At 54.6% G+C, this 26819-nt stretch carries 22 protein-coding genes; 11 read left to right on the top strand and 11 right to left on the bottom strand.

Annotation, left to right across the window (positions count from 1 at the left end; genetic code table 11):
• Positions 1–30 precede the first annotated feature (30 nt).
• Complete coding sequence (locus tag K3729_06085; protein ID UWR00341.1) at positions 31–1275, top strand: efflux RND transporter periplasmic adaptor subunit; 1245 nt, start codon at positions 31–33, stop codon at positions 1273–1275.
• The gene (locus tag K3729_06080; GenBank protein ID UWR00340.1) at positions 1272–4397 is read left to right on the top strand and encodes an efflux RND transporter permease subunit; all 3126 of its coding nucleotides are present in this window, start codon (positions 1272–1274) and stop codon (positions 4395–4397) included. The genes K3729_06085 and K3729_06080 overlap by 4 nt, the downstream gene beginning before the upstream one ends.
• Positions 4398–4490: 93 nt before the next feature.
• On the opposite strand, the gene K3729_06075 is transcribed toward K3729_06080, so the two are convergent.
• Positions 4491–5381 (bottom strand): LysR family transcriptional regulator, encoded by an 891-nt coding sequence (locus tag K3729_06075; protein ID UWR00339.1) that lies wholly within the window; start codon positions 5379–5381, stop codon positions 4491–4493.
• A 104-nt stretch (positions 5382–5485) separates the two neighbouring features.
• Here K3729_06075 and K3729_06070 point away from each other — a divergent pair, with 104 nt between their 5' ends.
• Together K3729_06070 and K3729_06065 are read left to right on the top strand one after the other, a co-directional pair.
• Positions 5486–5776, top strand: a complete 291-nt coding sequence (locus tag K3729_06070; protein UWR00338.1) for an antibiotic biosynthesis monooxygenase — start codon at positions 5486–5488, stop codon at positions 5774–5776.
• Between the two features lie 106 nt (positions 5777–5882).
• Complete coding sequence (locus K3729_06065) at positions 5883–6896, top strand: zinc-binding alcohol dehydrogenase family protein (GenBank protein ID UWR00337.1); 1014 nt, start codon at positions 5883–5885, stop codon at positions 6894–6896.
• 66 nt (positions 6897–6962) lie between these two features.
• On the opposite strand, the gene K3729_06060 is transcribed toward K3729_06065, so the two are convergent.
• Entirely contained in the window at positions 6963–7607 is a 645-nt protein-coding gene (locus K3729_06060; GenBank protein ID UWR00336.1) for a DsbA family oxidoreductase, read from the bottom strand.
• Between the two features lie 196 nt (positions 7608–7803).
• Complete coding sequence (locus K3729_06055; protein UWR00335.1) at positions 7804–8823, bottom strand: AraC family transcriptional regulator; 1020 nt, start codon at positions 8821–8823, stop codon at positions 7804–7806.
• Between the two features lie 140 nt (positions 8824–8963).
• On the opposite strand from K3729_06055, the gene K3729_06050 reads away from it, so the two are divergent.
• Both K3729_06050 and K3729_06045 read left to right on the top strand, forming a co-directional pair.
• Positions 8964–10001 carry an efflux RND transporter periplasmic adaptor subunit gene (locus K3729_06050; GenBank protein UWR00960.1) on the top strand — a complete coding sequence of 346 codons (1038 nt, stop codon included), beginning with the start codon at positions 8964–8966 and terminating at the stop codon, positions 9999–10001.
• Positions 10002–10010: 9 nt separating this feature from the next.
• Positions 10011–13058, top strand: coding sequence for an efflux RND transporter permease subunit (locus K3729_06045; GenBank protein ID UWR00334.1), 3048 nt, complete (start codon positions 10011–10013; stop codon positions 13056–13058).
• A gap of 81 nt (positions 13059–13139) precedes the next feature.
• On the opposite strand, the gene K3729_06040 is transcribed toward K3729_06045, so the two are convergent.
• The 6 genes from K3729_06040 to hmgA are packed head-to-tail and all read right to left on the bottom strand — an operon-like array spanning position 13140 to position 19170.
• Positions 13140–13334 carry a DUF2783 domain-containing protein gene (locus K3729_06040; protein ID UWR00333.1) on the bottom strand — a complete coding sequence of 65 codons (195 nt, stop codon included), beginning with the start codon at positions 13332–13334 and terminating at the stop codon, positions 13140–13142.
• Positions 13331–14959 (bottom strand): FAD-dependent oxidoreductase, encoded by a 1629-nt coding sequence (locus K3729_06035; protein UWR00332.1) that lies wholly within the window; start codon positions 14957–14959, stop codon positions 13331–13333. The genes K3729_06040 and K3729_06035 overlap by 4 nt, the downstream gene beginning before the upstream one ends.
• Before the next feature lie 5 nt (positions 14960–14964).
• Positions 14965–15915, bottom strand: a complete 951-nt coding sequence (locus K3729_06030; GenBank protein ID UWR00331.1) for an MBL fold metallo-hydrolase — start codon at positions 15913–15915, stop codon at positions 14965–14967.
• Between the two features lie 11 nt (positions 15916–15926).
• A complete protein-coding gene (gene fahA / locus K3729_06025) occupies positions 15927–17174 on the bottom strand; it encodes a fumarylacetoacetase (GenBank protein UWR00330.1) in 1248 nt (415 codons plus the stop codon).
• Entirely contained in the window at positions 17171–17812 is a 642-nt protein-coding gene (gene maiA / locus K3729_06020; protein ID UWR00329.1) for a maleylacetoacetate isomerase, read from the bottom strand. The genes fahA and maiA overlap by 4 nt, the downstream gene beginning before the upstream one ends.
• Positions 17809–19170 carry a homogentisate 1,2-dioxygenase gene (gene hmgA, locus K3729_06015; protein ID UWR00328.1) on the bottom strand — a complete coding sequence of 454 codons (1362 nt, stop codon included), beginning with the start codon at positions 19168–19170 and terminating at the stop codon, positions 17809–17811. Before hmgA ends, maiA begins: the two co-directional genes overlap by 4 nt.
• Positions 19171–19243: 73 nt before the next feature.
• Here hmgA and K3729_06010 point away from each other — a divergent pair, with 73 nt between their 5' ends.
• Positions 19244–19681: a MarR family winged helix-turn-helix transcriptional regulator gene (locus K3729_06010; GenBank protein UWR00327.1), complete on the top strand. Its 438-nt coding sequence runs from the start codon at positions 19244–19246 to the stop codon at positions 19679–19681.
• Positions 19682–19759: 78 nt separating this feature from the next.
• Here K3729_06010 and K3729_06005 read toward each other — a convergent pair whose 3' ends face one another.
• Positions 19760–20911 (bottom strand): AraC family transcriptional regulator, encoded by a 1152-nt coding sequence (locus tag K3729_06005; GenBank protein UWR00326.1) that lies wholly within the window; start codon positions 20909–20911, stop codon positions 19760–19762.
• 172 nt (positions 20912–21083) lie between these two features.
• Here K3729_06005 and K3729_06000 point away from each other — a divergent pair, with 172 nt between their 5' ends.
• The 3 genes from K3729_06000 (at position 21084) to K3729_05990 (ending at position 25092) form a co-directional block, all read left to right on the top strand.
• Positions 21084–21779 carry a hypothetical protein gene (locus tag K3729_06000; protein UWR00325.1) on the top strand — a complete coding sequence of 232 codons (696 nt, stop codon included), beginning with the start codon at positions 21084–21086 and terminating at the stop codon, positions 21777–21779.
• A 92-nt stretch (positions 21780–21871) separates the two neighbouring features.
• Entirely contained in the window at positions 21872–22702 is an 831-nt protein-coding gene (locus K3729_05995) for a MipA/OmpV family protein (protein UWR00324.1), read from the top strand.
• Between the two features lie 386 nt (positions 22703–23088).
• Complete coding sequence (locus K3729_05990) at positions 23089–25092, top strand: Hint domain-containing protein (protein UWR00323.1); 2004 nt, start codon at positions 23089–23091, stop codon at positions 25090–25092.
• An 87-nt stretch (positions 25093–25179) separates the two neighbouring features.
• Here the strand turns inward: K3729_05990 and K3729_05985 are convergent, their stop codons facing one another.
• Positions 25180–26079, bottom strand: a complete 900-nt coding sequence (locus K3729_05985) for a LysR family transcriptional regulator (protein ID UWR00322.1) — start codon at positions 26077–26079, stop codon at positions 25180–25182.
• Between the two features lie 107 nt (positions 26080–26186).
• Between K3729_05985 and K3729_05980 the strand changes: the two genes are divergently transcribed.
• Positions 26187–26819 (top strand): glutathione S-transferase, encoded by a 633-nt coding sequence (locus tag K3729_05980; protein UWR00321.1) that lies wholly within the window; start codon positions 26187–26189, stop codon positions 26817–26819.

Here is a 26819-nt window from a genome sequence, read left to right as displayed (position 1 = left end):
AGCCGCCCGTAGCCCCAAAGGACAAGTTTGATGACCAGCAAGAAAAATGTCGCTGAAGCGCCGACCGAAGATGCATCGTCTGGCGCGGCGGCGGCAGACGTTGTCGAACCTGTACCGACCGAGACATCGACAGAAAAACACGCGGCGATTGATACATCAGCAGCGCCTGATGACCGCCCCCAGCGTTTGGAGTTTACGTCTGACAAGGGGGCATCACGATCAACTTGGGTCGCGGCCCTATTGGTGCTTTTGATCGTCGGTTGGATGGGGAGCGGGTTCGTCATTCCATCCGACGACACAGATCCAGTGGTTGCCCGAGAGGACCCAAAACCAGTTGCCGTCGCCGTCACCACGTCAATGGCTGAAACGGTCACACAGTTTTATCAGGCAGAAGGCCAAGCCTTACCGGATCGCGACACAACGATGCGGGCTGAAACGTCTGGCGATATTGCCGAAGTTTTGGTGAGCAAAGGACAGGATGTTTCGGCTGGCGATATCATTGCTCGCTTTGATCCAACGAATAATGATGCCGACGCCAATCGCGCATCCGAAGCGTTGATCCAAGCACAGCGCGAATTCGACAATGCTCAACAATTGCTGGACCGTGGTGTAGCGACGACTGACCGTGTGGTACAGGCACGTTCCGCGTTGGCGTCCGCGCAGGCACAGGTCACGGCAGTGGAACAAGCTGCAGAAGCACTGACAATCACCGCCGCTTTTGACGGGCGCATCGAGACATTGAACCTCGATGAAGGTGAATTCGTTTCAGCAGGCACAGAGGTCGGTCGTCTGGTGGATATCACACCGTTGACGGTTGCCATTCAGGTGCCGCAACAATCACTAACAGGGTTGTCGGTCGGGCAACCCGCGACTGTTCGTTTTATCACGGGTGAAGAACGCGAAGGTGTGCTGACGTTCGTGGGCACATCCGCTGCATCCGAAACCCGTACATTCTTGGCCGAGATCGAGGTCGCGAACGAAGACGGCGCAATTCCTGCCGGCGTATCTGCTGAGGTCGTCATCCCGACGGGCGAAGTCACCGCGCATTTCCTGTCGCCGTCTATTGTTTCGCTGGATAGCGAAGGCGCATTAGGCATCAAAACGGTTAATGCCGGCAATGTCGTGGAATTCTACGAAATCGAAGTAGTGAAAGCACAGATCGACGGGATTTGGGTCACTGGCCTGCCAGAAAGCGTTGATATCATCACCGTCGGCCAAGGTTTTGTAAACGAAACCGAAACCGTCGCGCCGATGGCTGGGGAGCAAAGCGAATGAACGCCATCATTGATTTTGCGTTTTCGCGGTCTCGCGTTGTGGTCATGGCCCTGATCATGATCCTATCTGTGGGGGCTTACGCGTATGGGTCGATCCCGAAGGAAGCCAACCCTGAAGTCCCCCTGCCCTTGTTCTACGTATCCACAGGTCTAGACGGCATCAGCCCCACAGATGCAGAGCGCCTGCTGTTGGAACCAATGGAAACCGAATTCGGGTCAATCTCTGGCCTTATGTCGATGAATTCTGATGCGACCGAAGGGTTCGCATCCATTCAACTCGAATTTTCCCCTGGCGGCGACAACCAAGAAGCCTTGGACAAGGTCCGTGAAGCCGCAGATCGTGCGCAGGGGGATTTGCCCGAAGACGCCCGTGACATCACGATTACCGAAATCAATACCGCCCTTTTTCCGATCATCACAGCAATCCTGTCCGGCCCTGTCCCCGAACGGACCCTGAACGATCTTGCAAACGAAATGCAGGAAGAAATTGAGGGGCTTAGCGGCGTGTTAGAGGTCGACATTGGCGGCCAGCGGTTCGAATTTCTGGAGGTTCTGATCGACCCCACGGTTTTCGAGACCTACAACCTGTCCTTCGATGAACTCATCGGCCAAATCCAACGGAACAACCGCCTGATTGCAGCCGGTGCGATTGAGACGGGTGCAGGGCGCATTGTTCTCAAGGTGCCGGGCTTGATCGAAGACCTTGAAGACGTGATGGCGATGCCCGTGAAGGTGCGCGGGGATGCGGTTGTGACATTTGGCGATGTAGCGACGGTCCGCCGTACGTTTGAAGATCCGACATCGTTTGCCCGCATCAATGGCCAGCCCGCCTTGGCGTTGGAGATCACGAAACGATCTGGTGCCAATATCATCGACACTGTGGATGAGGTCAAAGCACTGGTCGAAACCTTGGCGGTTGATTGGCCCGAAAGCGTTGATGTCACTTATCTGCAAGACCAATCGGTTCAGGTCAAAGACATGTTGTCTGACCTAGAGGCCAACGTGATTGCAGCCGTGATCCTTGTGATGATTGTCATTGTCTTTGCATTGGGCACGCGGTCCGCCCTTTTGGTTGGCCTATCCATCCCCGGTGCGTTTTTGGCAGGGGTTGTGGCGCTATGGGCGATGGATTTCTCGATGAACATCATCGTTTTGTTTGCTCTGATCCTTGTGGTTGGCATGCTTGTGGATGGTGCGATTGTGACCACCGAATTGGCAGATCGAAAACTGCAAGAAGGCCAACCTGCAAAACAGGCGTATGCAGAGGCCGCAAAGCGGATGGCATGGCCGATCATCGCATCGACAGCCACCACATTGTCCGTGTTCTTTCCGCTGCTGTTCTGGTCAGGTATGGTCGGCGAATTCATGAAATATCTGCCGATCACAGTGATCCTGACCCTTTCGGCATCGCTGTTCATGGCGTTGGTTTTCATTCCAGTCATGGGCGGCTTGATCGGCAAACGCCCACCGCAATCGGCCAAAGCGAAGGCTGCGCTGCATGCCGCTGAAATCGGTGATCCGCGTGAAATGGGCGGCTTCACCGGCGGATATGTGCGGCTGTTGGAATGGGCGATCACACGTCCTGCGGCAACGCTGCTGCTCGCCGTGGCTTTGCTGCTTGGTGGGTTCAGCGCCTATGGCCAGTTCGGCAAAGGCGTCACTTTTTTCCCAGCCGTCGAACCCGACTTCATGCAGGTGCAGGTGCGGGCGCGTGACAACTTTTCGATTTTCGAACGTGACGCGTTGGTCCGCGCGGTCGAAGACCGCATCCTGCCCTATGATGAGATTGCCAGCATTTATGCGCGGTCCGTCATGTCGGCAGGACAAGGAGATGAAGAAACAATCGGCACCCTACAATTGGAGCTGATGCCTTGGGACACCCGTCGTACGGCCGCGGAAATTGGCGTTGATATCCGCGAAAGCGTAGCCGACATCGCGGGCATTGACGTGCAGGTGCAAACTGAAAGCGGTGGCCCAACGGCAGGCAAGCCAGTGAATTTGCAAATCACAGCCCGTAATCCGGATGTGCAGGCGCAGGCCGTCCAGCAGGTCCGCGACATCATGGATGGCGTTGGTGGCTTTACGGATGTGACCGACACGCGACCTGTACCGGGCGTTGAAGTCTCTATTCTTGTGAACCGTGCAGAAGCGGCAAGGTTCGGGGCCGATGTCAGTCTTTTAGGGCAAGCGGTGCAACTGCTAACCCAAGGTATCACCGTGGCGGACTACCGCCCCGATGACGTGGACGGCAGTTTGGACATTCGCGTACGGTTCCCACGCGAAGAACGGACTTTGGCCGAACTTGGCGGACTGCGCGTCCCGACAACATCGGGGTTGGTTCCTATCTCGAACTTTGTGACGTTTGCTCCATCCGAACGTACAGGCGTCATCCGCCGCATTGACGAAAAACGGGTCGCCACGATTGAAGCCAACGTCGCACCTGATCTGTTGGTCAACGATCAGGTCATCGCACTGACGGCTGCGCTAAACGCGGCTGATTTGCCCGAAGGCGTGGATTTCAGTTTTGCGGGTGAAGCGGAAGATCAGGCCGAAAGCATGATCTTTCTTGTCGGGGCTTTCATCACGGCCATCTTCCTGATGTTTGTCATCTTGGTGTTGCAGTTCAACAACTTCTACCAAGCCTTTGTCGTCATGTCGGCAATCGTCTTTTCCATCGCAGGTGTGCTGCTGGGCTTGATCGTGACCGGCCGTCCTTTCGGCATCGTGATGGGCGGGATCGGCGTCATCGCATTGGCGGGGATCGTAGTGAACAACAACATCGTCCTGATCGACACATACAACGATCTAAAGGCTTCCGGCCAATCACCTATGGAAGCGGCCTTGCGCACAGGCGCGCAACGTTTGCGTCCTGTCATTCTGACGTCAGTCACGACGGCGCTCGGGCTGATGCCAATGGTCATTGGGGTCAACCTGAACTTCTTTACCCGTGAAATCGTCTATGGCGCACCGTCAACGCAGTGGTGGACAGAACTGTCTTCGGCGATCGCAGGCGGTTTGGTCATCGCGACGATCCTCACACTAGTCGTAACCCCCGCCATGCTGATGTTGGGCGAAAAACGGGCCAAGCGAAATGTCCCCACTGAAGGTATCCCTGTCACCTAATGGGGGCGTAGCTAATCGTCGTTGCGGAGCACCAAGGTGTTTTGCAATGGCGCATGATAGTCGGGGATGATACCGACGTCCGTATTTATCATCCTACAGCTCTTCGGCCATCGCAGTCTTCAGCGCCTCTGCCAGTGCACGGACCCGGCGTGGCTGTGCCCGTCCCGGCGGGAACATCATCTGGAGCGGGTTTGGCGGTGACGCATAGTCTTCCAGCAATGCGACAAGTTTCCCATCCTCAAGATCCGTTGCCACATCGAGTTCTGATTTCAGAATGATCCCATGCCCTTCGAGCGCCCATTTTCGCACAAGTGAGCCATCATTCACGATCATATTGCCGCGCACCGTGACTGTTTGCTGTTTCTTTTCAGCACCAAAACGCCAGACATTATCCAAGGTCGTCCCGAAACGCATGATCAGGCAGTTATGATGCGCCAAATCGGTGGGTGTCTGGGGCGCGCCGTGCTTTGCGATGTAGGACGGCGCGGCGCAAACGATACGGTGGAATTGGCCCATGTTGCGCGTACGCAAGGTGCTGTCTGTGACAGTGCCAAATCGTATGGCCAGATCGAAGCCCTGCCCGACGATGTCGACATAGCCGTCTGACAAGAGCAGTTCGATTGAAATAGCTGGATGCTCTGCCGTGAATGTCGATATGACCCGCGATACGAAACTGCGGCCAATGTCGATTGGCGCGCTGACACGGATTGGACCGGATAATGTATCTGCGCCGTGCCGTATACGTGTTTCAAGGTCTTCGACTTCGCCCAACACCACCTTAGCGCCACTCAGTAACATGCGCCCTTCGTCCGTCAGGCTTAACGACCGTGTCGTGCGGTTGAATAGAACCACGCCGTAATGCGCCTCAAGAGCTGCCAAACGTTCGGATACTGTGGTCGCGGACAGACCCGCCTCACGCCCTGCCGCGACGAGACTACCCTTTTCGGCGATGGTCAAAAACAGGCGGATATTGTCGATCAGCATTAAACGGATTTTCCGGATTATCATTTCGAATGACGATTGCTTATCCGTATATGCCAACGATGTATATGTAGCTCATCAGAACAGACACCCAAAGAAACATTACAATGTCCAAGCTTACAATCGTCGCCAACATCACAGCAAACGCAGACAAAATCGATTTGTTGAAAGCCGCGCTTTTGAAGCTGATCCCGATCACCCGCGCCGAAGAAGGTTGCATCAACTACGACCTGCATCAGGACAACGAAGACCCAGCGCATTTCACCTTTTACGAAAACTGGGAAAGCCGCGAACGGTGGCAGACGCATATGAACGCGCCACACCTTGCAGCCTACATGGCGGCCACAGATGGCGCTGTTGCTGAATTCATCCTGAACGAGATGACCCACATCGACTGAACCGCGCGACCATAAACTGACATCGTATTTTTCCTCCCCCCGACCGAACATCGTGCGGTACCTATCGCAGCTGCCGCGCAGCCCCCATCACATTCGGAGAATGAACATGAAAGCCATCGGCTACACCACAAAAGGCGCAATTGATCGCGCCGACGCCTTTCTCGATCTGGAGGTCGATAAACCAATAGCAACCGGCCATGACATACTGGTCAAGGTCGCTGCCGTGTCTATCAACCCAGTCGACACCAAAGTCCGCCAAAACCGCGACGCGACGCCTGACGCGCCAGTGATCCTTGGTTGGGACGCGAGCGGCGTTGTCGAGGCCGTTGGCCCGGACGTGACGCTCTTTCAGGTTGGCGACGAAGTGTATTATGCGGGCGACATCACACGCCCTGGATCAAATTCGGAATTCCAACTTGTGGACGAACGGATCGTTGGCGCAAAGCCAAAATCCCTAAGCTTTGCAGAAGCAGCTGCCTTGCCGCTGACAACCATCACGGCCTATGAAGCATTTTTCGACCGGCTTGGCATTGATCGCGACGGCGCGAACAAAGGCGATAGCATCCTCATCATCGGGGCTGGCGGCGGCGTTGGATCCATCGGTATCCAGTTGGCCAAAGCTGCTGGACTGACGGTTATCGCGACCGCATCACGGCCAGAAACCGAAGCTTGGGTCAGGGAACTTGGCGCGGACCACGTCATCAATCACCGCGAAGATATGGTCGCACAAACCCGCGCGCTTGGCATGCAACATGTCGATCACATCGCAATTTTCAACGACATGCGCCATTGGGATACGGCTGTCGAGTTGATCCGTCCGCAAGGCGGCATTGTGTCAATCGACGACACCCACCTACCTATGGAAATGGCTGGCATGAAGACCAAGGCGGCCAGCCTGCATTGGGAATTCATGTTCGCCCGTGCCATGCACCAGACCGATGACATGATCGAGCAGCACAACCTGCTGACCTATGTAGCGGATGAAATTGACGCGGGCCGCATCCGCACAACGCTTGATACTGTGCTGTCCCCTATTAACGCAGACAACATGAGCGAGGCGCACCGCTTGATTGAAACGGGCACCGCAAAAGGCAAAGTTGTCGTCGAAGGTTTCGAATAAATCACTTTGGTCCAGCGGCCTCTTCGTGAGTGCCGCTGGACCAAGCCAACAAACAAATGATGCAGGTTATGCGTCCATTTCGGCAAGTTGTGTCAGAATGCTGGTGTAGTTTTCGACACCTTGCGCCCCTGTCACAAGGTGTTTGCGGTTAAACACAACCGCTGGCACACCGGAGATACCCTGTTGTTGCCAGAACTGTTCGGCGCCGCGCACGTCTTTGGCAAAGCGCTGATCGTCAAGCACCGCCACAGCCTCTGCACGGTCCAACCCGATTTCGGCGGCAACATCGGCTAAGACGGCATTATCAGACAGGTTGCGTTGGTCTGTGAAGTGGGCGGTAAACAGCGCCATCTTCAAATCATGCATACGGCCTTGGGTGTTCGCCCAGTGCAACAATTGATGCGTGTTGAACGTGTTGTGCATGCGTGAATGTTCGGTCCATTCGAAATCAAACCCCAGATCGGCCGCCAGTGCTGTCATCTGTTGGCGGGACTGCTCGGATTGTTCAGGCGTGCTGCCGTACTTTTCCGCGATATGCTCGCGGGTGTTCTGACCTTCGGGCGGCATTTGCGGGTTCAGTTCGAACGGATGCCACTGAATTTCGTGCTCAGTGCCAGTGGCGTCCAACGCCTTTGACAGCTGGCGATACCCGATGATGCACCACGGGCACATGACATCAGATACAATATCGATTTGTAGAGTTTTGGACATTTTCATACGCTCCGTTTGGGATCAAAGGTACGGCGGTCGCCGCCTAACCAAAGCCTAAAATCATTGATGTCGAAAACCCTGATCAGGGCCGTCTTCACCGACAGAGTGTCTAGATAGGGGGCGGGAACGCCATTTGCCACAGGGCCCGCAACGATCCGCGGTAAACCTTACGGCATCTCCGCAAGAAATCGGACCGTTAGCCGATCTTTTTGCGGCTCTTGCGAATGGCGATGGGCGGCATGTCGAACCATTTGCGGCAGGCGCGCGACAATGCGGATTGTTCAGGGAAGCCGAGCAACGCAGACAGTTGCGCCAGCGTCGCATTTGTTTCTGTGAGGTATTTCAAGGCCAGCTCTTTGCGCAGGGTGTCTTTAATATCTTGAAAGCTGGTCTTTTCATCAAGGAGCTGTCGGTGCAGGGTTCGCGGGTGAATGGCAAGGATGCGCGCGACATCCTCGCGGTTAGCTTGAGGTGTTCCGATCATCGGGCGTAGAACAATCCGAACGCGATCTGCGAGGCTTTGGCCCGGAACCGGAAAATTCCGTTCCAGATGTTCCTTGACGATTTGCCCAACCTTCGGGACGACATCCCCGATCGGCATATTCCATGCGGCTGCGTCACAATGAAACGCAGCGTGCGGTTGGTTTTCGTACACCGGAAGACCGAAAAACTTCTGATACCGGCCTATTGATCCGCCCGCGCTATGCGGCAGGGAAATCGCTTTGATCGTCTTGCGGAGCGGATCGCGCATTTGTCCGGCTTGGAAGCTCATGCCGAGCGTGAGTTGAAGGGCCTGTCGCTGCGCCTCTGCCGAAACGCCGTCGATGAAAAAGTTGATGGCGACCGTGTTGGGGATAAGCGTTCCAGGGTCTTGAACATCGATCCGCAGCGCCGTGCCTTGCAGGAATATGAAGCGCGAAACGATGCTCGCCGCTTCGGCTGGGGTGCTCGCGTTCATCATGACAAGCCCAAGGATGCCTAGAACCTCGTGATCCTGGTGTTTGGCAATGCGCAGCCCGAGGTCTGGACATTTTGTGGCCAGACTGCTGGCTTCGAGGAGGCCGCACACAGCGCCGATGGGCAACAACGCGTCTTCATCGCGCAAAGTTGCATCGCTGATTGCGAATTGTTCCAGCAATTTGGCATGCGAAACGCCCAGTTCCTGCATGACCTTAGTATAGCCCCGAAGGGCAGCGGCGCGGATTACATATGTCATGTCCTTAAATGACAATTTTTTGTCCTTAAATGTCAAGACAGACTACATACGGGGGCTTAAGTGAACGGTTCAGTTTAGATAAGAGTCTTTGTGATAGGTCCACGAATCTATCGCAGCAAGGAGAGTTCAACGTGAACCGGATACATCTCGCAATACGGACAATTGCCATCGCTACAATCTTGGCATTCCCAACGATCAGTCTGGCGCAGACCCCTATCGTTAAGATCGAGACCGTTGATGCAACGGGGTCCGGCCTTAGCCGTGTATTCTTTGGTCACGTTGTGGCGCGCGAAACTGTTGATTTGGCGTTTCAAGTGTCTGGTCAAATCGTTGAATTCCCACTGGATGAGGGCGCTGATGTGCCCAAGGGCGGTTTGGTCGCGAGCCTTGATCTTGTGCCGTTTGAACTGGCCTTGGAACAGGCGTTGGTGAACAATCAACAGGCCCAGCGCACATTAGATCGCTACCGTCAACTTGAAGGTAACGTCGTCAGCCCGACCACCGTGCAGGACGCCGAAACGCAGGTCGAATTGTCGGGCATCGCGGTCAGCAACGCCGAACGCGCATTAAGTCAGGCCACCCTTGTTGCGCCATTTGATGCATTGGTAGCGTCACGCCTTGTGCCCAACTTTTCAACGACGGCTGCGGGGACACCGGTCGTGCGCTTGCACGATATGTCAGACCTTCGGATCGAAATCGAAGTTCCCGAAATCTTGTTCCGGCAAGCAGGCCGCAATCCGGATGTCGAAATTTACGCCGAATTTACGGGCGACGCAAACCGCTATCCGCTTGGGATTCGAGAAGTGAATGCGGAAACGGCGACTGTGGGTCAGACCTATTCCATCACACTTGGGATGACACCTACGGACGGATTGACCGTGTGGCCCGGTTCGTCAGTCAAGGTCACAACCACTTTGGCGACGGACGATACTGTTGTGATGATCCCCTCCTCCGCCGTGGTGATTGCGAACGACGGATCGACCCACGTTATGGTGTTTACGCCAACCGGCGAACGCGAAGGGCAAGTCACGTTAACAGCCGTCGAAGTCGCGGCAACAGAGCGCGGTGAAGTCGAAATCACATCGGGCCTTGAGGCCGGGCAAGAGATCGTGACCGTCGGGGCATCCGCATTGACAGACGGCCAAGACGTTCGCCGGTTCACCGGTTTCGGGGGCTAAGAACGCACAATGGATATCGCACGCTTTTCGATCAACAACGCGATCTACACATGGATCGTCATTCTGACCTGCCTGTTCGGGGGCATCTGGGGGTTTTCGTCGCTGGGACGGCTTGAGGACCCTGCATTCACCATCAAGGTGGCGGTTGTGGTCACGCAATACCCCGGTGCCACGGCGGAAGAAGTCGCCGATGAGGTATCCGAACCGATTGAATCCGCGATCCAAAAGATGGGTGAAGTCCGCCTGATCGAAACGATGAACCAGCCCGGTCTTTCGTGGATCACTGTGGAAATGCAGGATCACTACGACGGCAGCGAATTACCCGGCATCTGGACAAAACTGCGTAACCGCGTCGGTGAGGCAGCGCTGCCAAGTGGTGCGACAACGCCGTTTATCAACGACAGTTTCGGCGATGTGTACGGGTTATACTACGCGGTGACCGCGCCCGGATTTAGCGACCGCGAAATCAATGACCTTGCGGATTTCCTGCGGCTCGAAGTGCTATCCGTTGATGGTGTGGCGGATGCTGTGGTTTCGGGCAATCCAAACGAACGCATCTACGTCGAACCTGATCTGGCCCTGTCGACGTCTTTGGGTATTCCGCCCGCGATGATGCAAGCCGCCCTCGCGAACGCAGACGAAGTTGTCGATGGCGGGTCGATCCAGAGCGACGAAGGACGCACATTGTTGCAACGCCCCGAAGGGTCCGACAGCGTGTCCGCGATTGCGGCACTTGATGTTGGTGTCGGCGGTCAGGTCGTCAATCTATCCGATTTCGCCAATGTCTATCGCGGCCGCGAAGATACCCCGAACCTGATCCTACGGCACAACGGTGTCGAAGCGTTCAGTCTGGGCGTCGCGGGGCTTTCAACAGAAAACATTGTCGAAGTCGGCCACGCCGTTGACGCACGATTGGAACAGCTTAAGGCATCCATCCCCTTGGGCGTTTCGATTGAACCGATCTACCAGCAGCACGTTGTCGTTGAAGAAGCGTCCAACACATTTCTGGTGAACCTCGCGATGTCGGTGGCAATTGTGATCATCGTGCTTGCGGTCTTTATGGGGTGGCGGGCCGCTGTTGTGGTTGGTGCCACGCTGTTGCTGACGGTTGTTGGCACGCTGTTCTTCATGGCGCTTGGATCAATTGAAATGGAACGCATTTCGCTGGGTGCGTTGATCATCGCCATGGGGATGCTGGTGGATAACGCCATCGTTGTGGCCGAAGGCATGCAAATCAACATGCAGCGCGGGCAAAACTCGCGCGAAGCATCCACAGAGGCGGCAAGCAAAACACAAATCCCGCTGCTCGGTGCCACTGTGATCGGGATCATGGCCTTTGCCGGAATTGGCCTAAGCCCCGATGCGACAGGTGAATTTCTGTTCTCGTTATTTGCGGTTATCGCAATTTCGTTGCTGTTATCTTGGGTGCTGGCGATTACTGTCACGCCGTTGTTGGGCCACTACTTTTTCCGTCAAGGCGAGGCGGGCGGCACTGGTGGCTACGACGGTCTGATTTTCCGCGGCTATGCCAGCGTCTTGCGGGCCAGCCTGAAGCTGCGTTGGCTTGTGCTGGCCGCGCTAATCGGCACGACGGTTGTTTGCTACGCGATGTTTGGGCAAATCAAGCAACAGTTCTTTCCAGACAGCAACACGCCGCTCTATTTTGTGAACTACAAACTGCCTCAGGGCGCAGGTATCAATCAGACGTCGGGCGACATGCAGACGCTGGAAGACTGGCTGATCGAACGCGATGACGTGGTCGCTGTCACGTCCTATTCTGGCATGGGTGCGTCGCGTTTCATGTTGACCTACGACAGCGAAGATCCGAACCCCAGCTACGGCCACCTGATCGTGCGTGTCACGTCGCTTGATGTGATCGAAGATGAGATGAACGCGCTTGAGGCATTCGCGGTCGAGGCCGTGCCACAAGGTGAATTCCGCGCGAAACGTCTGGCCTTTGGTCCGGGCGGTGGGGCGCCGATCGAAGTCCGCTTTTCCGGTGCTGATCCAAAAGTCCTACGCGATTTGTCTGACGAAGCTGTCGCACGTCTGCGCGCGGCATCACCCAATATCATATCTCCGCGTTATGACTGGCGTGAACAGGAATTGGTGTTGCGCCCGATTTACGCCGAAGACCGCGCCCAAGAATCCGGCATTTCGCGATCCGATATCACCCGCACCTTGCAATTCGCCACGGAAGGAAGTGCCGCTGGCGTCTTCCGCGAAGGTGATCGTCAAATCCCGATCATCCTGCGTACCGCGCCGGATGCGGATATATCGTTGATTGATCACGTGATCTATTCGGATAGCAACGCGGCATTGGTGCCCTTGGAACAGGTAATCGACGGTTTCCAGTTCGAACCGCAGGATACGTTGGTATTCCGCCGTGACCGCACAAATGTCATCACCGTGGGTGCGGATATCCCACGCGATATGACTGCAACCGAAGTCTTGTCCGAAGTGCGCGCTTCCATCGAAGATATGGACATTCCAGACGGTTACATCATGGAATGGGGCGGCGAATACGAAAGCTCGACTGATGCGCAGGCGTCGCTCGGTTCACAGCTTCCGATGAGCATGATCATCATGGTGCTAATCACCGTCCTGCTGTTTAACGCATTGCGTCAACCGATCATCATCTGGCTATTGGTTCCCATGTCTGTCAACGGCGTCAGCCTTGCGTTGCTGGGTGCAGGTTTACCGTTCACCTTCACCGCACTTCTGGGATTGTTGTCCCTGTCCGGTATGCTGATCAAGAACGGCATCGTGCTTGTCGAAGAAATTGACCTGACACGCGCGGCAGACCCCACCATGCCTCTGGAACAGGCTATCGTTACGGCATCGACATCCCGACTGCGGCCCGTATTCCTCGCGGCTGCGACGACAATCTTGGGGATGTTGCCATTGCTATGGGACGCTTTTTTCCAATCCATGGCGGCAACGATCATGGGCGGATTGGCGTTCGCGTCCGTTCTGACGATGATCGCGGCACCGGTGTTGTATTACCTTTTCTTCAAGCGCGTCGTTGAGCGCGCTGAAGTCGCGTCGGCGGGGTAAGTTTTGACATTGCAGGCAGCCGTTGCCAACGCTCAATCGAACACTCGCGGCAACGGTCTGCTACCCAATGAAACTGAACTGCTAACCGGTTTGGGACGCGATCTTGATCGACTGCTCCAGTATATTTTGATCCCCGACATGATTAGCGAGAACCAGAATGAGGCGCGCGTTGAATGCGCTCGTCTCTTCTAAGGTGAGCCCATCATGAGCCGCGAGCAATGCGGCATAGAAATCATCGGGGTTTTCTAGGTTGGGCGAAAGGTTCAACTTGGTCATTGTTCTGTGCCCCCAAGCGCCACGCGCACAGCTTTCTCAATAGCCTCGCGATCAAATCGTTCCCAACGTGCCGCGACGTGTTGATCTGGCCGAATGAGGTAAACTCCGGCGCTGTTCGCGCCAAGATAACGATCTGCTAGCGCACCCGTCGGGTCGTCGTCCTCGGCCAGTTCAACAACATCAATATCAAGCCCTGCAACGTGAAAGGTCTCGGGGATATTTATCTTTATCGCCAGCAACATGAAGACATCACCAAGCCGGTCCAGCAAGTGCCCCTGCGCGAGCGTGGCATCAGAGCACGCGCTACCTGGACGAGTTCGCGTAGGCGCACCCGGCAGCTCATCAGGGCCGTTCAATTTGGACTGATCGTAAGTACAAGGCAGCGACAAGCGGCCGGAATTAACCAACGGACGTGCGAACGCCTGATGTTCGACAAGGTCAAGGACCGCGTCACGAAACAACGTATGGGCGGGATTGCGCGGCGTCAGGAAATCGGCCGTGCGGCTAGAGTTCTTGATGTTTTCCACTGCTCCATATTTGCGTTCGTGATGGTAGCTGTCCAGCAAGGCATCGCCCGCTTCGCCATTGACGACAGCCGCCAGTTTCCAACCAAGGTTGTCTACATCCTGCATACCACCGTTGGCACCACGCGCCCCAAACGGGCTGACCTGATGGGCAGCGTCACCTGCGAAAAATACGTTGCCATGGCGGTATTCCTCCATCGTGCAGCAACGGAACGTGTAAATTGATGTCCAAACCAATTCAAAATCGATGCCCTCGCCGATCATGGCAGAGACCCGTTCGCTGATCCGTTCCGGTTTTAGTTCTGCTTCGCGATCAATGTCCCAGCCAAGCTGGAAATCCAGCCGCCACACATCATCAGGTTGCTTGTGCAAAAGCGCCGTTTCACCCCGATTGAAAGGTGGATTGAACCAAAACCGGCGTTCCGTCGGGAAATCTGCCCGCATTTTGATGTCAGCGATCAGAAAGTTATCCTCAAACACCCGCCCATCAAAATCGAGCCCCATCATCCCACGAATAGGGGAATTCGCCCCATCACAGGCGACCACATAGTCAGCTTCAAGCTGGTAAGGTCCATCGGGCGTATCAACTGTCAGAACAACATGATCCGACTTTTGATCAAGCGCTGTAACACAGTTGCGTCCCCGTATTTCGATAGGCGCACCCATGGCCTGTTGGCGACGAATTTCGTCGACCAAATACTGTTCAAAATACGGTTGTTGTAGATTGATAAAGGCGGGGCGTTTGTGGCCGTCTTCGGGAAGAAGGTTGAAGTCATAGACCTCTTTTTCATCCCGATAAACGCGTCCAACATTCCACACGACGCCTTTGTCAACCATCGGATCGCCGCAGCCCAAACGGTCGCAAATTTCCAACGTCCGTTTCGCAAAGCAAATTGCGCGGCTACCTTGACCGACGCCGTCATGATCATCCAGCACAACACAGGGCGTGCCCTTGCGCCCTAGATCAAGCGCAAGCCCCATGCCAACAGGTCCGCCCCCAACGATCACGACGGGATGGCGATGCGGCCTGTCCGCATCTTGCGCCGCAACCTTTTCATACGGGTATAGCTGAAACGCGGTTTGATATCTGACGGCGACCATGACGATTACCCCTGCAATGCTTCCCACATTTCGATGTCACGTTTGTCAGTCCAAATGCGGGGGTGCGCGATGCCGCGGGCTTCGTCGTAGGCGCGCGCTACGTTGAACGGCAGGCAATGCTCGTAGATCGCATAATCGGAGAATTTTGGATCACATTCAGCGCGCACAGCGTCCCATGCATCCTTGAGCGAACCGCCTTTCACAGCGACACGCGCGGCAGGTGCATAGGTTGAATTCACAAAATCACGGGTACTTTCGATCGCACGCTCAACGGCATCTTTTCCGATCAATGCACCGCCACGACCCGGCGCAATAGCGTCAACATCATAGGCCTTGATCGCATCGAGCGTATTGCCCCAATCCGCAAAATGGCCATCGCCGCAATAACAGGCAGAGTGATCTTCAACGATGTCGCCCGTGAACATAACGTTTTGGTCCGGCACCTGAATGACAGCATCCCCGGCCGTATGCGCCCGGCCAATCTGTTTGATATCAACGCGGCGATTGCCGAGATAGACGGTCATGCTGTCGCTGAAGGTTGTCGTTGGATAGGTCAGGCCCGGGATGCTTTCATGGCCTTCGAACAAACGTGGGAAGCGTTGGAATTCGCTGTCCCAGTCTTCTTGACCACGTTCGATCACCATTGATCTTGCTGCATCCGACATGATGATCTGACTGGCCCCAAAGGCCGATGCCCCCAAAACGCGGACCGCGTGATAATGCGTCAGAACAACATGACTGATCGGTTTGTCTGTGACTTCGCGGACCTTTTCGATGACTTTGTTTGCGAGACGCGGGGTTGCCTGCGCTTCAACGATCATCACGCTATCGTCGCCGATGATCACTCCGGAATTCGGGTCCCCTTCAGCGGTAAAGGCGTATAGCCCTTCGCCGATCTCGTCGAATGTGATCTTCTTTTCAGACATATCCCCTTGGGATGCGAACGCTTTTGCCATTGTTGTGGTCCTTATACAGGGAATGATTTTGCAGGAAGAATGGTACCGGAGCAGGTTCCAAAACCGATTTGATAACCGTCACCTTTAGCCGCGCCATTCAGCGTCAGGGTATCGCCATCTTCGATAAACGTGCGGGTTTCGCCAGTCTCAAGGGTCATCGGCTCTTTGCCGCCCCACGTCAGTTCCAGCAGTGATCCGCGTTCGGTTTTTTCAAGGCCAGAGATGGTCCCCGATCCGATCAGATCTCCGATGTTCATGGCGCAGCCGGACGTCGCGTGGTGCGCCAGTTGCTGGGCTGCGGAATAATACATCTGGTTGTAGTTCGTCCGAGCAATGGTTGTCGCACCCTTGCCCGCTGGAGCCATGGTGACAGACAGATCAATGTCATAAAGCATCGGCCCCGGTTCGGCCAAATGAGGCAACAGATCCTTTTCGCGGGCAGGTGTGCTGGTGCGGAACGGTTCCAACGCTTCTTTGGTCACAATCCATGGACTGATCGACGTAGCGAACGCTTTCGCTTGGAACGGTCCAAGCGGCTGGTATTCCCACGCTTGAATGTCGCGCGCGGACCAATCGTTCAGCAGCACATACCCAAAGATCATGTCGTCGGCCTGCTGAACCGTTACCGGATCACCCATGGTATTTGAGCCACCAACAATGGCCCCCATTTCCAGTTCGATATCCAAACGCTTGCAAGGACCAAAGGATGGCACCTCGGCGTCCGGCGCTTTGGTCTGCCCGTTCGGGCGCACGATGTCAGTGCCCGACACCACGACAGTTGAAGCACGTCCGTTATACCCGATCGGGATGTGCAGCCAGTTCGGCGGCAATGCGTTTTCTGGTCCTCGGAACATTGTGCCGACGTTCATCGCGTGATGCTTGCCTGCGTAAAAATCGGTGAATTCAGCGACCTTGAACGGCATCTGCATCGTCACATCCGATTGCGCGACAAGATAGTCTGGCAATGCTTCCGCACCTTCCGCCAACAACGCGACCAAGCGCGCACGCAAATCGACCCATCCCTCAGGACCGAGTTCCATGACTTCGTTCCAGTAAGGTACGTCGAAAACAGCAACGCCCAGATCAATCAGGCCATCGCCTTCGGCCTTGCACAGATCAAAAATCATATCGCCAATGGCGACCCCACACCGTGGCATCGTTTCTGCATCAGGTGCAAAAACACCGTAAGGAAGGTTGTTGAGCGGGAAAGGCGTGTCGGCGTTATTCGCGCTTTCCACCCAAGATTTAAGCAATGTCATGTGTCATCTTTCGCGTCGGGTTGGTTGTCGGGGTGAGCAGCCATGATGGCGGGCACAGCAAGGCAGTTTGCAGTGATCTTTGTAAGTTTCGGAAAGCGGTCCAAAGGAAGATCCCAGCGATCGGCATTATACATTTGCGAAACGATACAGAGGTCAGCGAGGTCTGGTGCGTCACCAAAGGCGAAAGGCGTATTGCTGGAAAGCTGCGCTTCTATCACAGCCAGACCTTCTGCCATCCAATGCTGCATCCAAGCTTTCTTTTGATCCGCTGTTGCACCAAATTCACCATCAAGGACTTTCATGACACGCAAGTTATTAACCGGATGAATATCCGACGCGACGCCATGTGCGACTGCCAGAACCTTTGCGCGCGCTATCGGATCAGCCGGGATAAGCTTCGGGTCAGGCCATGTCGCATCGATGTAATCCAAAATAGCCATCGACTGAGTCAGGATCGTCCCATCACACAGAACGAAGGTCGGAACACCCCGACTTGGGTTCAGCGCCATATAACTGGCTGCATGGTGGCCGCCCGCGCCCAAATCCACGGACACCGTTTCATAAGCGACCCCCTTTAGGTTCAGCGCGGCCCTTACCCGGAACGATGTGGTTGAACGCCAATAGCCGTAAAGCTTCATTTTTTACCGGGTGTCCCGTCAAATTTCTTCTCCATGTCCGCCCAGCAATCAATGTAGTCGTCCTGCAAAGGTGCTTCGGTTCCTGCGAACGTCGTCAAGTGCTGCGGGAAGCGGGTTTCGAACATGAATGACATGGTATTATCGAGTTTTTGCGGCTGAAGGTCGGCATTTGAAGCACCTTCAAACGCGTTCCTGTCAGGCCCGTGCGGCAGCATCATATTGTGCAGACTGATCCCACCTGGAATGAACCCTTTGGGTTTGGCGTCATACTGACCGTAAATATTACCCATCAGTTCGGACATGATGTTTTTGTGATACCAAGGCGGGCGGAACGTATCTTCGGCAACCATCCAACGTTCGCGGAACAGGACGAAATCTATGTTCGCCGTGCCTTCTTGCCCAGATGGCGCGGTCAGAACAGTAAAGATCGACGGATCGGGATGATCAAACAAGACCGCGCCGACAGGGCAATAGGTTTTCAGATCGTATTTACACGGCGCATAATTGCCATGCCACGCAACCACGTCCAACGGACTTTGGTTGATCTTCGTTTCATGGAATTGGCCGCACCATTTGATGGTGACCGTTGACGGCACTTCGCGATCTTCGAAGGCGGCGACAGGCGTCTTGAAATCACGCGGGTTGGCCATGCAGTTTGCCCCAATCGGCCCCCTGCCCGGCAATTCAAATTTTTGGCCATAGTTTTCACAAACGAAACCGCGGCACGGGCCTTCTAGAACCTCGACACGGTACACAAGACCACGCGGCAAGATCGCTATTTCCTGCGGTTCAATGTCAATGACACCAAGTTCAGTACAAAACCGCAGACGGCCCTCTTGCGGGACGACCAACATTTCTGAATCCGCAGAATAAAAGTAAGTGTCGACCATGCTTTCAGTCACCAGATAGACATGCGTCGCCATGCCGACCTGTGTGTTCACATCACCCGCCGTTGTCATTGTGCGCATGCCCGTGAGCCACGTCAAAGGTGCGTCCGTATGCGGCACAGGGTCCCAACGATACTGACCAAGCGATGTTACATCTGCGACCACATTGGGCGCCGATTTCCAGTATGGCAGATCGATTTTCTCATAGCGATGCGAATGCTTCACGGACGGGCGAATCCGGTAACACCACGTTCGTTCGTTTTGATGGCTTGGCGCAGTAAATGCGGTGCCCGACAACTGTTCGCCGTAAAGGCCGTAGTTGCATTTTTGCGGAGAATTCATGCCTTGCGGCAATGCGTCCGGCAATGCCTCGGTTTCAAAGTCGTTGCCCCAACCAGGCATATATCCTTCGACAGTGCCTACCGCTGTCGGTGCTTGCTGTAGGCCATGTGGTGTAACAGTTTTATTCATGGGGCTTCCTTCAACATGATTTACACTTAAGTATTTGTTGCATTTGTAACTATCAACGGGTTATTTTCACAAGATGTCAAAAGAATCCCAATTCCAACTATCCGACTTCATGCCCTACCTGCTGAACCGCGCGGCTGAAGTGACGAGCCTCGATTTTCAAAGGGCCTACAAAGACCGCTACGGTATGCTGCGGACTGAGTGGCGCGTTTTGTTTCACCTCGGTCGATACGGTGACTTAACCGCGAAACAGATCTGTGAAATGTCGGACCTGCATAAAACAAAGGTCAGCCGCGCAGTATCAGCGTTAGAAAACCGTCGCTTTTTGACACGATCAACCGTTCCGACGGACCGCAGGCATGAAACCCTTTCATTGACCAGCCAAGGGCAAAGCGCCTTTGTCGATCTTCAAAAAGAGGCGTTGGACTTCAACGAAAACCTGATGGCTTCTTTTTCGGCCGAGGAACAAAAGGTGCTTCGTCAATGTTTGGAAAAGCTGATTGCGCCACGCTAATCATGAAAACGTAATGGCTAGTTGTCGTTCTTGCGGCGGTTCGCCTCCATTGGAAACTGACCTTGGATTGCGAGACACTCATGCACCTTCAAGCTCAGCCGCCATCGCGTCCCGATAGGCCTTGGGCGTCATGCCGGTTTCCCGTTTGAACGCTTTGTAAAATGTCGAACGCGAATTGAAACCAACGTCCAATGAAATCGTCAAAGAGGATTCCTTATTCTCAATGATGAGCGGTTTGGCAGCTTCAATCCGGTGATGCGCAATAAAGTCGAAGAACGTCAGCCCAATGCGTTCATTCAACGTTTGAGAAATCTGGTTGGGCAAAGCGCCGACATGACGCGATAGTTTCTGTAACGACAGATTCGGATCAAGATACAACGCATCTTGGCTCATGGCAGACTTGATGCGCGCGGCAAGTTGTTGCGCGTGATCATCGCTCAACGCTGACCGCGCATATTTTGCCTCCGGCGGATCTTCTGGCGTCGCAGCGTCTTCGATCATCGGGTCGGGTGGGGATATCGATGCAAAGGCCATGACAAATAACAGAAGGCACGCGGTCAGTCCGTAGACCAATTCTTCGACCACTACCTGATCGAAGCCTGTATTTTCGGCGACAAACGTAACAGCGACCACACCCCAAACGATGACAATAGAAACCACAAACCAGTCAAGCCACCGCAATTCACGGTCATCGAGATTGGAATAAAGTGTCCGAAGTTTTGATCGATATTCACGCAATCTTTGCAACGTGGCGATGAGATAAACAAACGATGACACGACCCAGCAGAAGATCAGGATAAACGTCGTCAAGACAAGCGTTGACGGAACGATGCCCGCAGGCAGTTCACCTAAAATGAACATCGCCGTTTTGGCCTGCGCGGGCTGCAACCAGTAGCCAACCATCACCAATCCGGCCGCAATCGGTAGAACGATGTCACGTCGCCGCATAGACGAAGATGTCAGTTCTGTCGTCTTTGCGGAGACATAATAGAAAACGGCAGGCGGCTGGATCAGCAACAGGACCAAGATGGCCGGCAAAAAAAAGCCGTACATTGACGGGGCGAACGCAAAGACGAGTGGCGTCGCAACGATGCCGCCAGACACGCCAAAGACAAGCATGAGATAAAACCGTGCGGGCCCGTCTTGCGGGCCGCGTATCGCAGACATCGCACCGGCGAGCGCGATGCCCAAGCACGCCGCTGATAGGGCAATGATTCCATCGGTAAGCATGCCGATTGATAGGCGAAATTCTCTACCGGCATCAACGTTCAAAACGGACCAACTGAAATACACGAAAAGTGTACGCGCCGTCCCGCGCGGACGACAGGCACAAATTTGACGGGCAATGAGGGTTCAAATTTCACGGCCAGCAGATGTTTGGCCACAGCCGAAGAGACCTCAAATGTTCATATTTCTGACGATCACCACTATCGCTCATATCGCCACTGGAACCATTGCCGTTGTGATGGGCGCCATCACATTCGCCGTCCGAAAAGGTGGACCACACCACGTCAACGCAGGGCGCGTGTTTACGATTACAATGGGGCTTTCTTCATGCCTCGGTGCGATCCTCGGGCTGATCAAGTTCGACACATTCTACATCACATTTCATGCAGGTGTGTTGGGCATGACTTTGGTCATCAGCGGGTGGTTACTCGCCCGTATGCGAAACAAGCGTCGCGTTGCATCGTTCGGTGCGGTTGCAGGTATGAACTTTCTCAACACCGGGGGGCTGTTAGCAGCCGCGTTTTGCGCGCTGACGTTCCCAGATCAGGCGCTGCGCGGTTTTGCGGCCGCCGACTACTTCTTCCTCGCGGGGATGGCCGGTGTTGGCGTGATCAACGATCTTGTCGTGCTCCTGCGCAAAACCCTGACGGATCGTCACCGGATCGCGCAGCACATCTGGCGTATGTGTCTCGGTTTTTTCATCGCTGCCGGTTCTGCATTCACTGGGCCCGGCGCCAGCATTTTCCCTCAGGCAGTGCGCGACAGCGGGATCCTATCGCTGCCTGAGCTGACGATCATTGTGCTGATGCTGTTTTGGCTTTTCCGAATTCTGTTCGGCAAAGGACGTCGCTTGCAAGTGAAGCAGGCTTGATCCGCACCAACCAGTTTACGCCGTCCTTAGATCAACAAATCCCTCACCATTTCCACAAACGCGCAATACCGCGCATCTAGAAAGAGAAGACTATGAAACCTACCACAACACTAGCCGCGACCATGTTGGCCATCCTCCCTGCCAATGCCTTCGCGCAAAACGCCCCCGAAGACACTTTTGCCGGACACGACATCTTCTTCACCATCACAGGTGGGGTGGTTTCCATGCCATCGTTCCTCGGCAGCAATGAGACGTCGACCTACGCGATTCCTAACGTGTCTGTCGCTATCGGAGATCGTCTCAATATCTCTTTGCTCGATGGGGTGTCGTATGACGTCTACAAAGACGACAACCTGACCGCAGGCGTCGCACTGACATATGATTTTGGCCGCGAAGATACCCCATCCAAACACGATCTGCTGTTGTCTAGCGTCGCTAAATCGGAAATCGCGGGATTGGGGGATATTGAAGAGACCGCCGAAGTCGGCGGCTATCTCGCCTATACATATGGAAATCTGCAGGCCAATCTTGCGATCCGCAAGGGCGTCGATGGCGGCCATGATGGGATCGTTGGAGACGTTGATATCACTTACAACGCACCCGTCGAAATTCTAGGAAAGCAGTCCGTCATTTCATTTGGTCCAACGGCCAGTTTTTCTGACGATAGCTATGCGAGCACCTATTTTGATGTCTCGGCGGCCCAATCCGTGGCGTCTGGTATCAGTGAATATGACGCAAACGGCGGCATCATGTCATACGGTCTGCACGCATCGGCATTTGTGCCGCTTAATCAGAATGTATCGCTTGTTGGGTTTGCCGAATTTGATCGCCTCAGCGGTGACGTGCGTGACTCTTCAATTGTGCAAGAACGCGGATCAGAGGAACAAGCGACTGCTGGCCTCATGATCAACTATACCTTCTAGTAATCTACTTGTTGAGGTTGGCAGCACCTTCCCTGCGTCGGTTGCTGCCAACCTTGATGTTATACGCAAACGGCCAGCACCGAAGCTATTGGCAGAAAAATCGCCAATTCGGGTAGCCGACTAACCTTTCTGGTAGGTGCTCGGTCAATTCCCGCCTCTGGATATATCTTTAGCTGCCACCCTACCCGTTTACTGCTTAGGGATTCCTTAGCAGGACCGTCTATCTTTTCAGCAAGTCCCGTCCAACGACCACGCAATAGTATCTACCTGTCGATCAACCGGAAGGTTGAGGTTCAAAGGGTTCGCATCTTTGATGTAGAATTTCGGATGCTACCGACTTTGCGAAGCCTGTGTTCATGGGGCCTGAAGCGAAGGAGACCTGCAAGATGGCTTTTATTGATAATGCTCTGTGGCTGACCGGTCCCAATGGGACGGCAGAGAACGGTACGACAACCGTATCTGAAGGCGGCAACAGCACAGTCGTTACGGCCAGCTTTACAGCCAATGCCTGGGACGCATCACAAGGTGGTAATACGGTTTCTGAATTTGGCGCGTTTGGGGTAACGTCCCCGATCACGGCGAGCTACGATTTTTCGACGCCAATTGAAAATCTGAATTTTGACTTCATCCACGTCAACGACGACGGCGCATCGACGTTCGATGACCTGTGGATCATCTACGCGTATGACGAGAACGGCGTACTTCTCGATCCTGCAACGGTCATTTCCAGCTTAAGCGGCGTTCAGGACGAAAACGTATTCGCGAACCCTGACGGTTCGGTGACCATTGAATCCGCAGGCACGATCGCGAACGATGTAACCGTTAATCTACCGGGGCCTATATCGCAGATCGATTTGACCTTTGCACCCGGACCCAACGGGACGAGCACGGGTGGGTCGGGTATCAGCGACTTGCGTTTTGATGTGCCAGCCTTGGACACGGATGGCGACGGCATTACAGATGACCAAGATATCGACGATGATGGCGACGGAATCTTGGATACTGACGAAGGGTACTCTGTCACCACGCCAAGCACGATCACGATCGCATTCGACGCCGATGAGTTCACTCAGATGGACAATACGCGGTGGGAACTACGTGATCCTGACGGCAATCTTATCGCCAGCGACACAACAATTAATGACAACGTTGTCGAAGTCACGAATGTCAGCGTTGCAGGCTTGGGTGACTACTCCTTCACGGTTATCGATGATTTTGGCGATGGCATAAGTGGTGCGGACCCGGCGCGCTATACGGTGTCGCTTGATGGCGTTGTCGTTATCGATTCAGGTGCAAATCCGAATTTTGGCGGAACAACCACAGAAGTCTTCAATGTCAGCGGTATCGCTAGCACAACGGATAGCGACGGTGATGGCGTCGCTGATCACCTTGATCTTGATAGCGACAACGACGGGATCACCGACAACGTCGAAGCCCAAAGCACAGCCAATTACATCGCGCCTACGGGCAACGATAGCGACGGGGATGGGCTTGACGATGCGTACGAGGCTGGCGGTGTCACACCGGTTGACACAGATACCGACGGAACTGCTGATTTTCTCGATACGGACTCGGATAACGATGGCGTCAATGATGTCATTGAAGCAGGTCACGGTTTCAGCCAAGCGGCAATTGACGCATCCGCCGATAGCGATGGCGACGGACTGAAGGACGTCGTGGATAATGTTGTTGGATACGACGCCAACGACGCTGATATTGATGTGGCTGGAAATTTTGCGTTGTCGGATTCGGACAACGACACCCCAGCAAATGGAAGCGGGGCTACACCGCTTGTTAATGACCTAGACTACCGTGACGTTCCCTGTTTCACGAAAGGCACCTTGATCAAGACACCTATGGGGGAAAGGTTAGTCGAAACCTTGCAGCCGGGCGATCTGGTGCTGACCCGAGACCATGGTCTTCGTCCAATCCGCTGGATCGGAAGCCGAACGGTTGTTGGGCGGGGCCGATTTGCCCCCGTGAAGTTCTTAGGCGCAAAACAAGGTGACACGCAGCATTCCATCCTCGTTTCCCCGAACCACCGCGTTCTGATCGTGGGCTATCAAGCAGAGCTCTACTTCGGAACAAACGAGGTGTTGGTTACTGCGAAACACCTCGTCGGGACCGGTGCTGCGTTCGAAAAACCATGTGATGAGGTGACTTACATTCACATCATGTTCGACCAACACGAGATCGTTTATTCAAACGACCTACCGACAGAAAGCTTCTACGCGGGCGAAATTGGACTGAATGCGATTGAAGATTCCTCACGCGAAGAGCTATTTGATTTGTTCCCCGAGCTACGGACAATGGGCAGCCCACACAACCAAACCGCACGGCGCTGCGTGAAAGAATATGAAGCACGGGTTCTAGTCAACCAACGTTCGTGATGAGCGATGCCCAATGATATTACCTGATCACAACCGTTTATACTGCGGGCAAAAATCACTGATACGGGCGCGTAAAAATTGTGTTCATCATGCGCCGTCTGGGCACAATGCCGAGTCGTTTGCGAGATGATCAATCAGTGCGCGCACTCTTGTCGTCAGCCGCCGGTTTTGCGGGAATAGTGCGGCCACAACATAAGGCGAAACACGGTTCTCGGCGAAAAGCTCGGCCAACTCACCCGACCGCAAAGCATCGGCAACCGTATAGGCAGGACATCGTGCGATCGCCGCCCCTGATATGGCAAGACGGGCCGACCCCGCTGGAGCATTCATCCGAAATCGCCCGTTGACTTGCACAGCTTCATCTTGGCCGTTGACCGAAAATCGCCACACTGTCGGTTCAGTCATGTTGCCGTCGAGAATGCATTCATGCGTGGCAAGCGCCTTCGGGTGGTCCGGCTGACCGTGACGGATCAAATAGGCCGGCGATGCGCAGACAACCAAAGGCATGCGGCCAAGTTGGCGAACCTTTAGGGAACTATCGCGCATCGGGCCAATCCTGACAGCTAGATCAAGGCCTTCTTCGACAATCGAAACCCTGCGGTCAGAGAACTTCAAATCAAGTTCCACGTTCGGATGTTTCTCTGCAAATCGCGCAAGCGATGGGACAAGTCGCAAAGCACCAAACCCGGTGGGTGCGGAAATGTGGATCACGCCGCGCAACGATGCCTGTTCATTTCTCACTCTGTCTTCAAGCTCATCAAACCCATCGAGCAGCGGCGCGCATAGTGCCAAGTAAGTCGCCCCCGCATCCGTCAATGAGACGCTGCGCGTCGTGCGGTTGAGCAATTGTACACCCAGCGCATTTTCCAGATCAGCAACGTATTTGCTAACCAAACGCGCAGACCGCCCCATACGCTGAGCAGCGATGGTGAATGAAGCGTTGTTTGCAACCAACGCAAATGCGCGCATGCGGTCAATCTTGTCCATGATATTGCGCCCTTTCAGGGCCTAAAGTTACACCAAAAGTGACAATTATCCCCCATGACTGCAACTGCTAATCGTCCACTAACATTCAAAACTAACTGGAGACGCTCATGTCGAACGCGGTCCGCATTCACCATTTCGCCAAATCAGGTCACGCGCATCGTGCTTTGGTATTCGCAAAACTTGCAGGGATTGCGCATGAAGCCGTCCCTGTCGATCTTGGCGCCGGTGCCCATAAATCGCCTGAATTTCTCGCGATGAACCCGAATGGCCAAGTGCCGGTTCTTGAGGACGGCGACGTGATCGTTTCGGATTCGAACGCGATCTTAGTCTACCTCGCACGGACATACGCTCCCGACTGGATTCCAAGCACGGCAATCGGCGAAGCTAATGTGCAACGTTGGCTTACACTTGCTGCTGGTGAAATTGCGTTTGGATCTTGTGCCGCGCGGCTGATCACCGTTTTTGGCGCACCGTTAGAGCCAGAATTCGCCGCCGCAGTGGCCGCGAAAGCAATGCAAAAGCTGGAACAAGGTCTGGTAGGCCGTGATTGGCTTGTCGGTGATCGCCCGACAATCGCGGATGTTGCGACGTATTCCTATACAGCTCATGCGCCTGAGGGGAACGTATCGCTTGATCCCTATCCGAATGTGCGTTCCTGGCTTGCCCGTTTCGAAGCATTGCCCGGATTTCAAGCAATGCCCACGACCGCCGTTGGTCTTCTAGCTGAAAAGGGAGAGTGA

This window comes from Rhodobacteraceae bacterium S2214 (assembly GCA_025141675.1).
Taxonomy (GTDB): domain Bacteria; phylum Pseudomonadota; class Alphaproteobacteria; order Rhodobacterales; family Rhodobacteraceae; genus Yoonia.
Note: the sequence above shows the minus strand (reverse complement) of the source record. Positions and strands in the feature narration are given on the sequence as shown.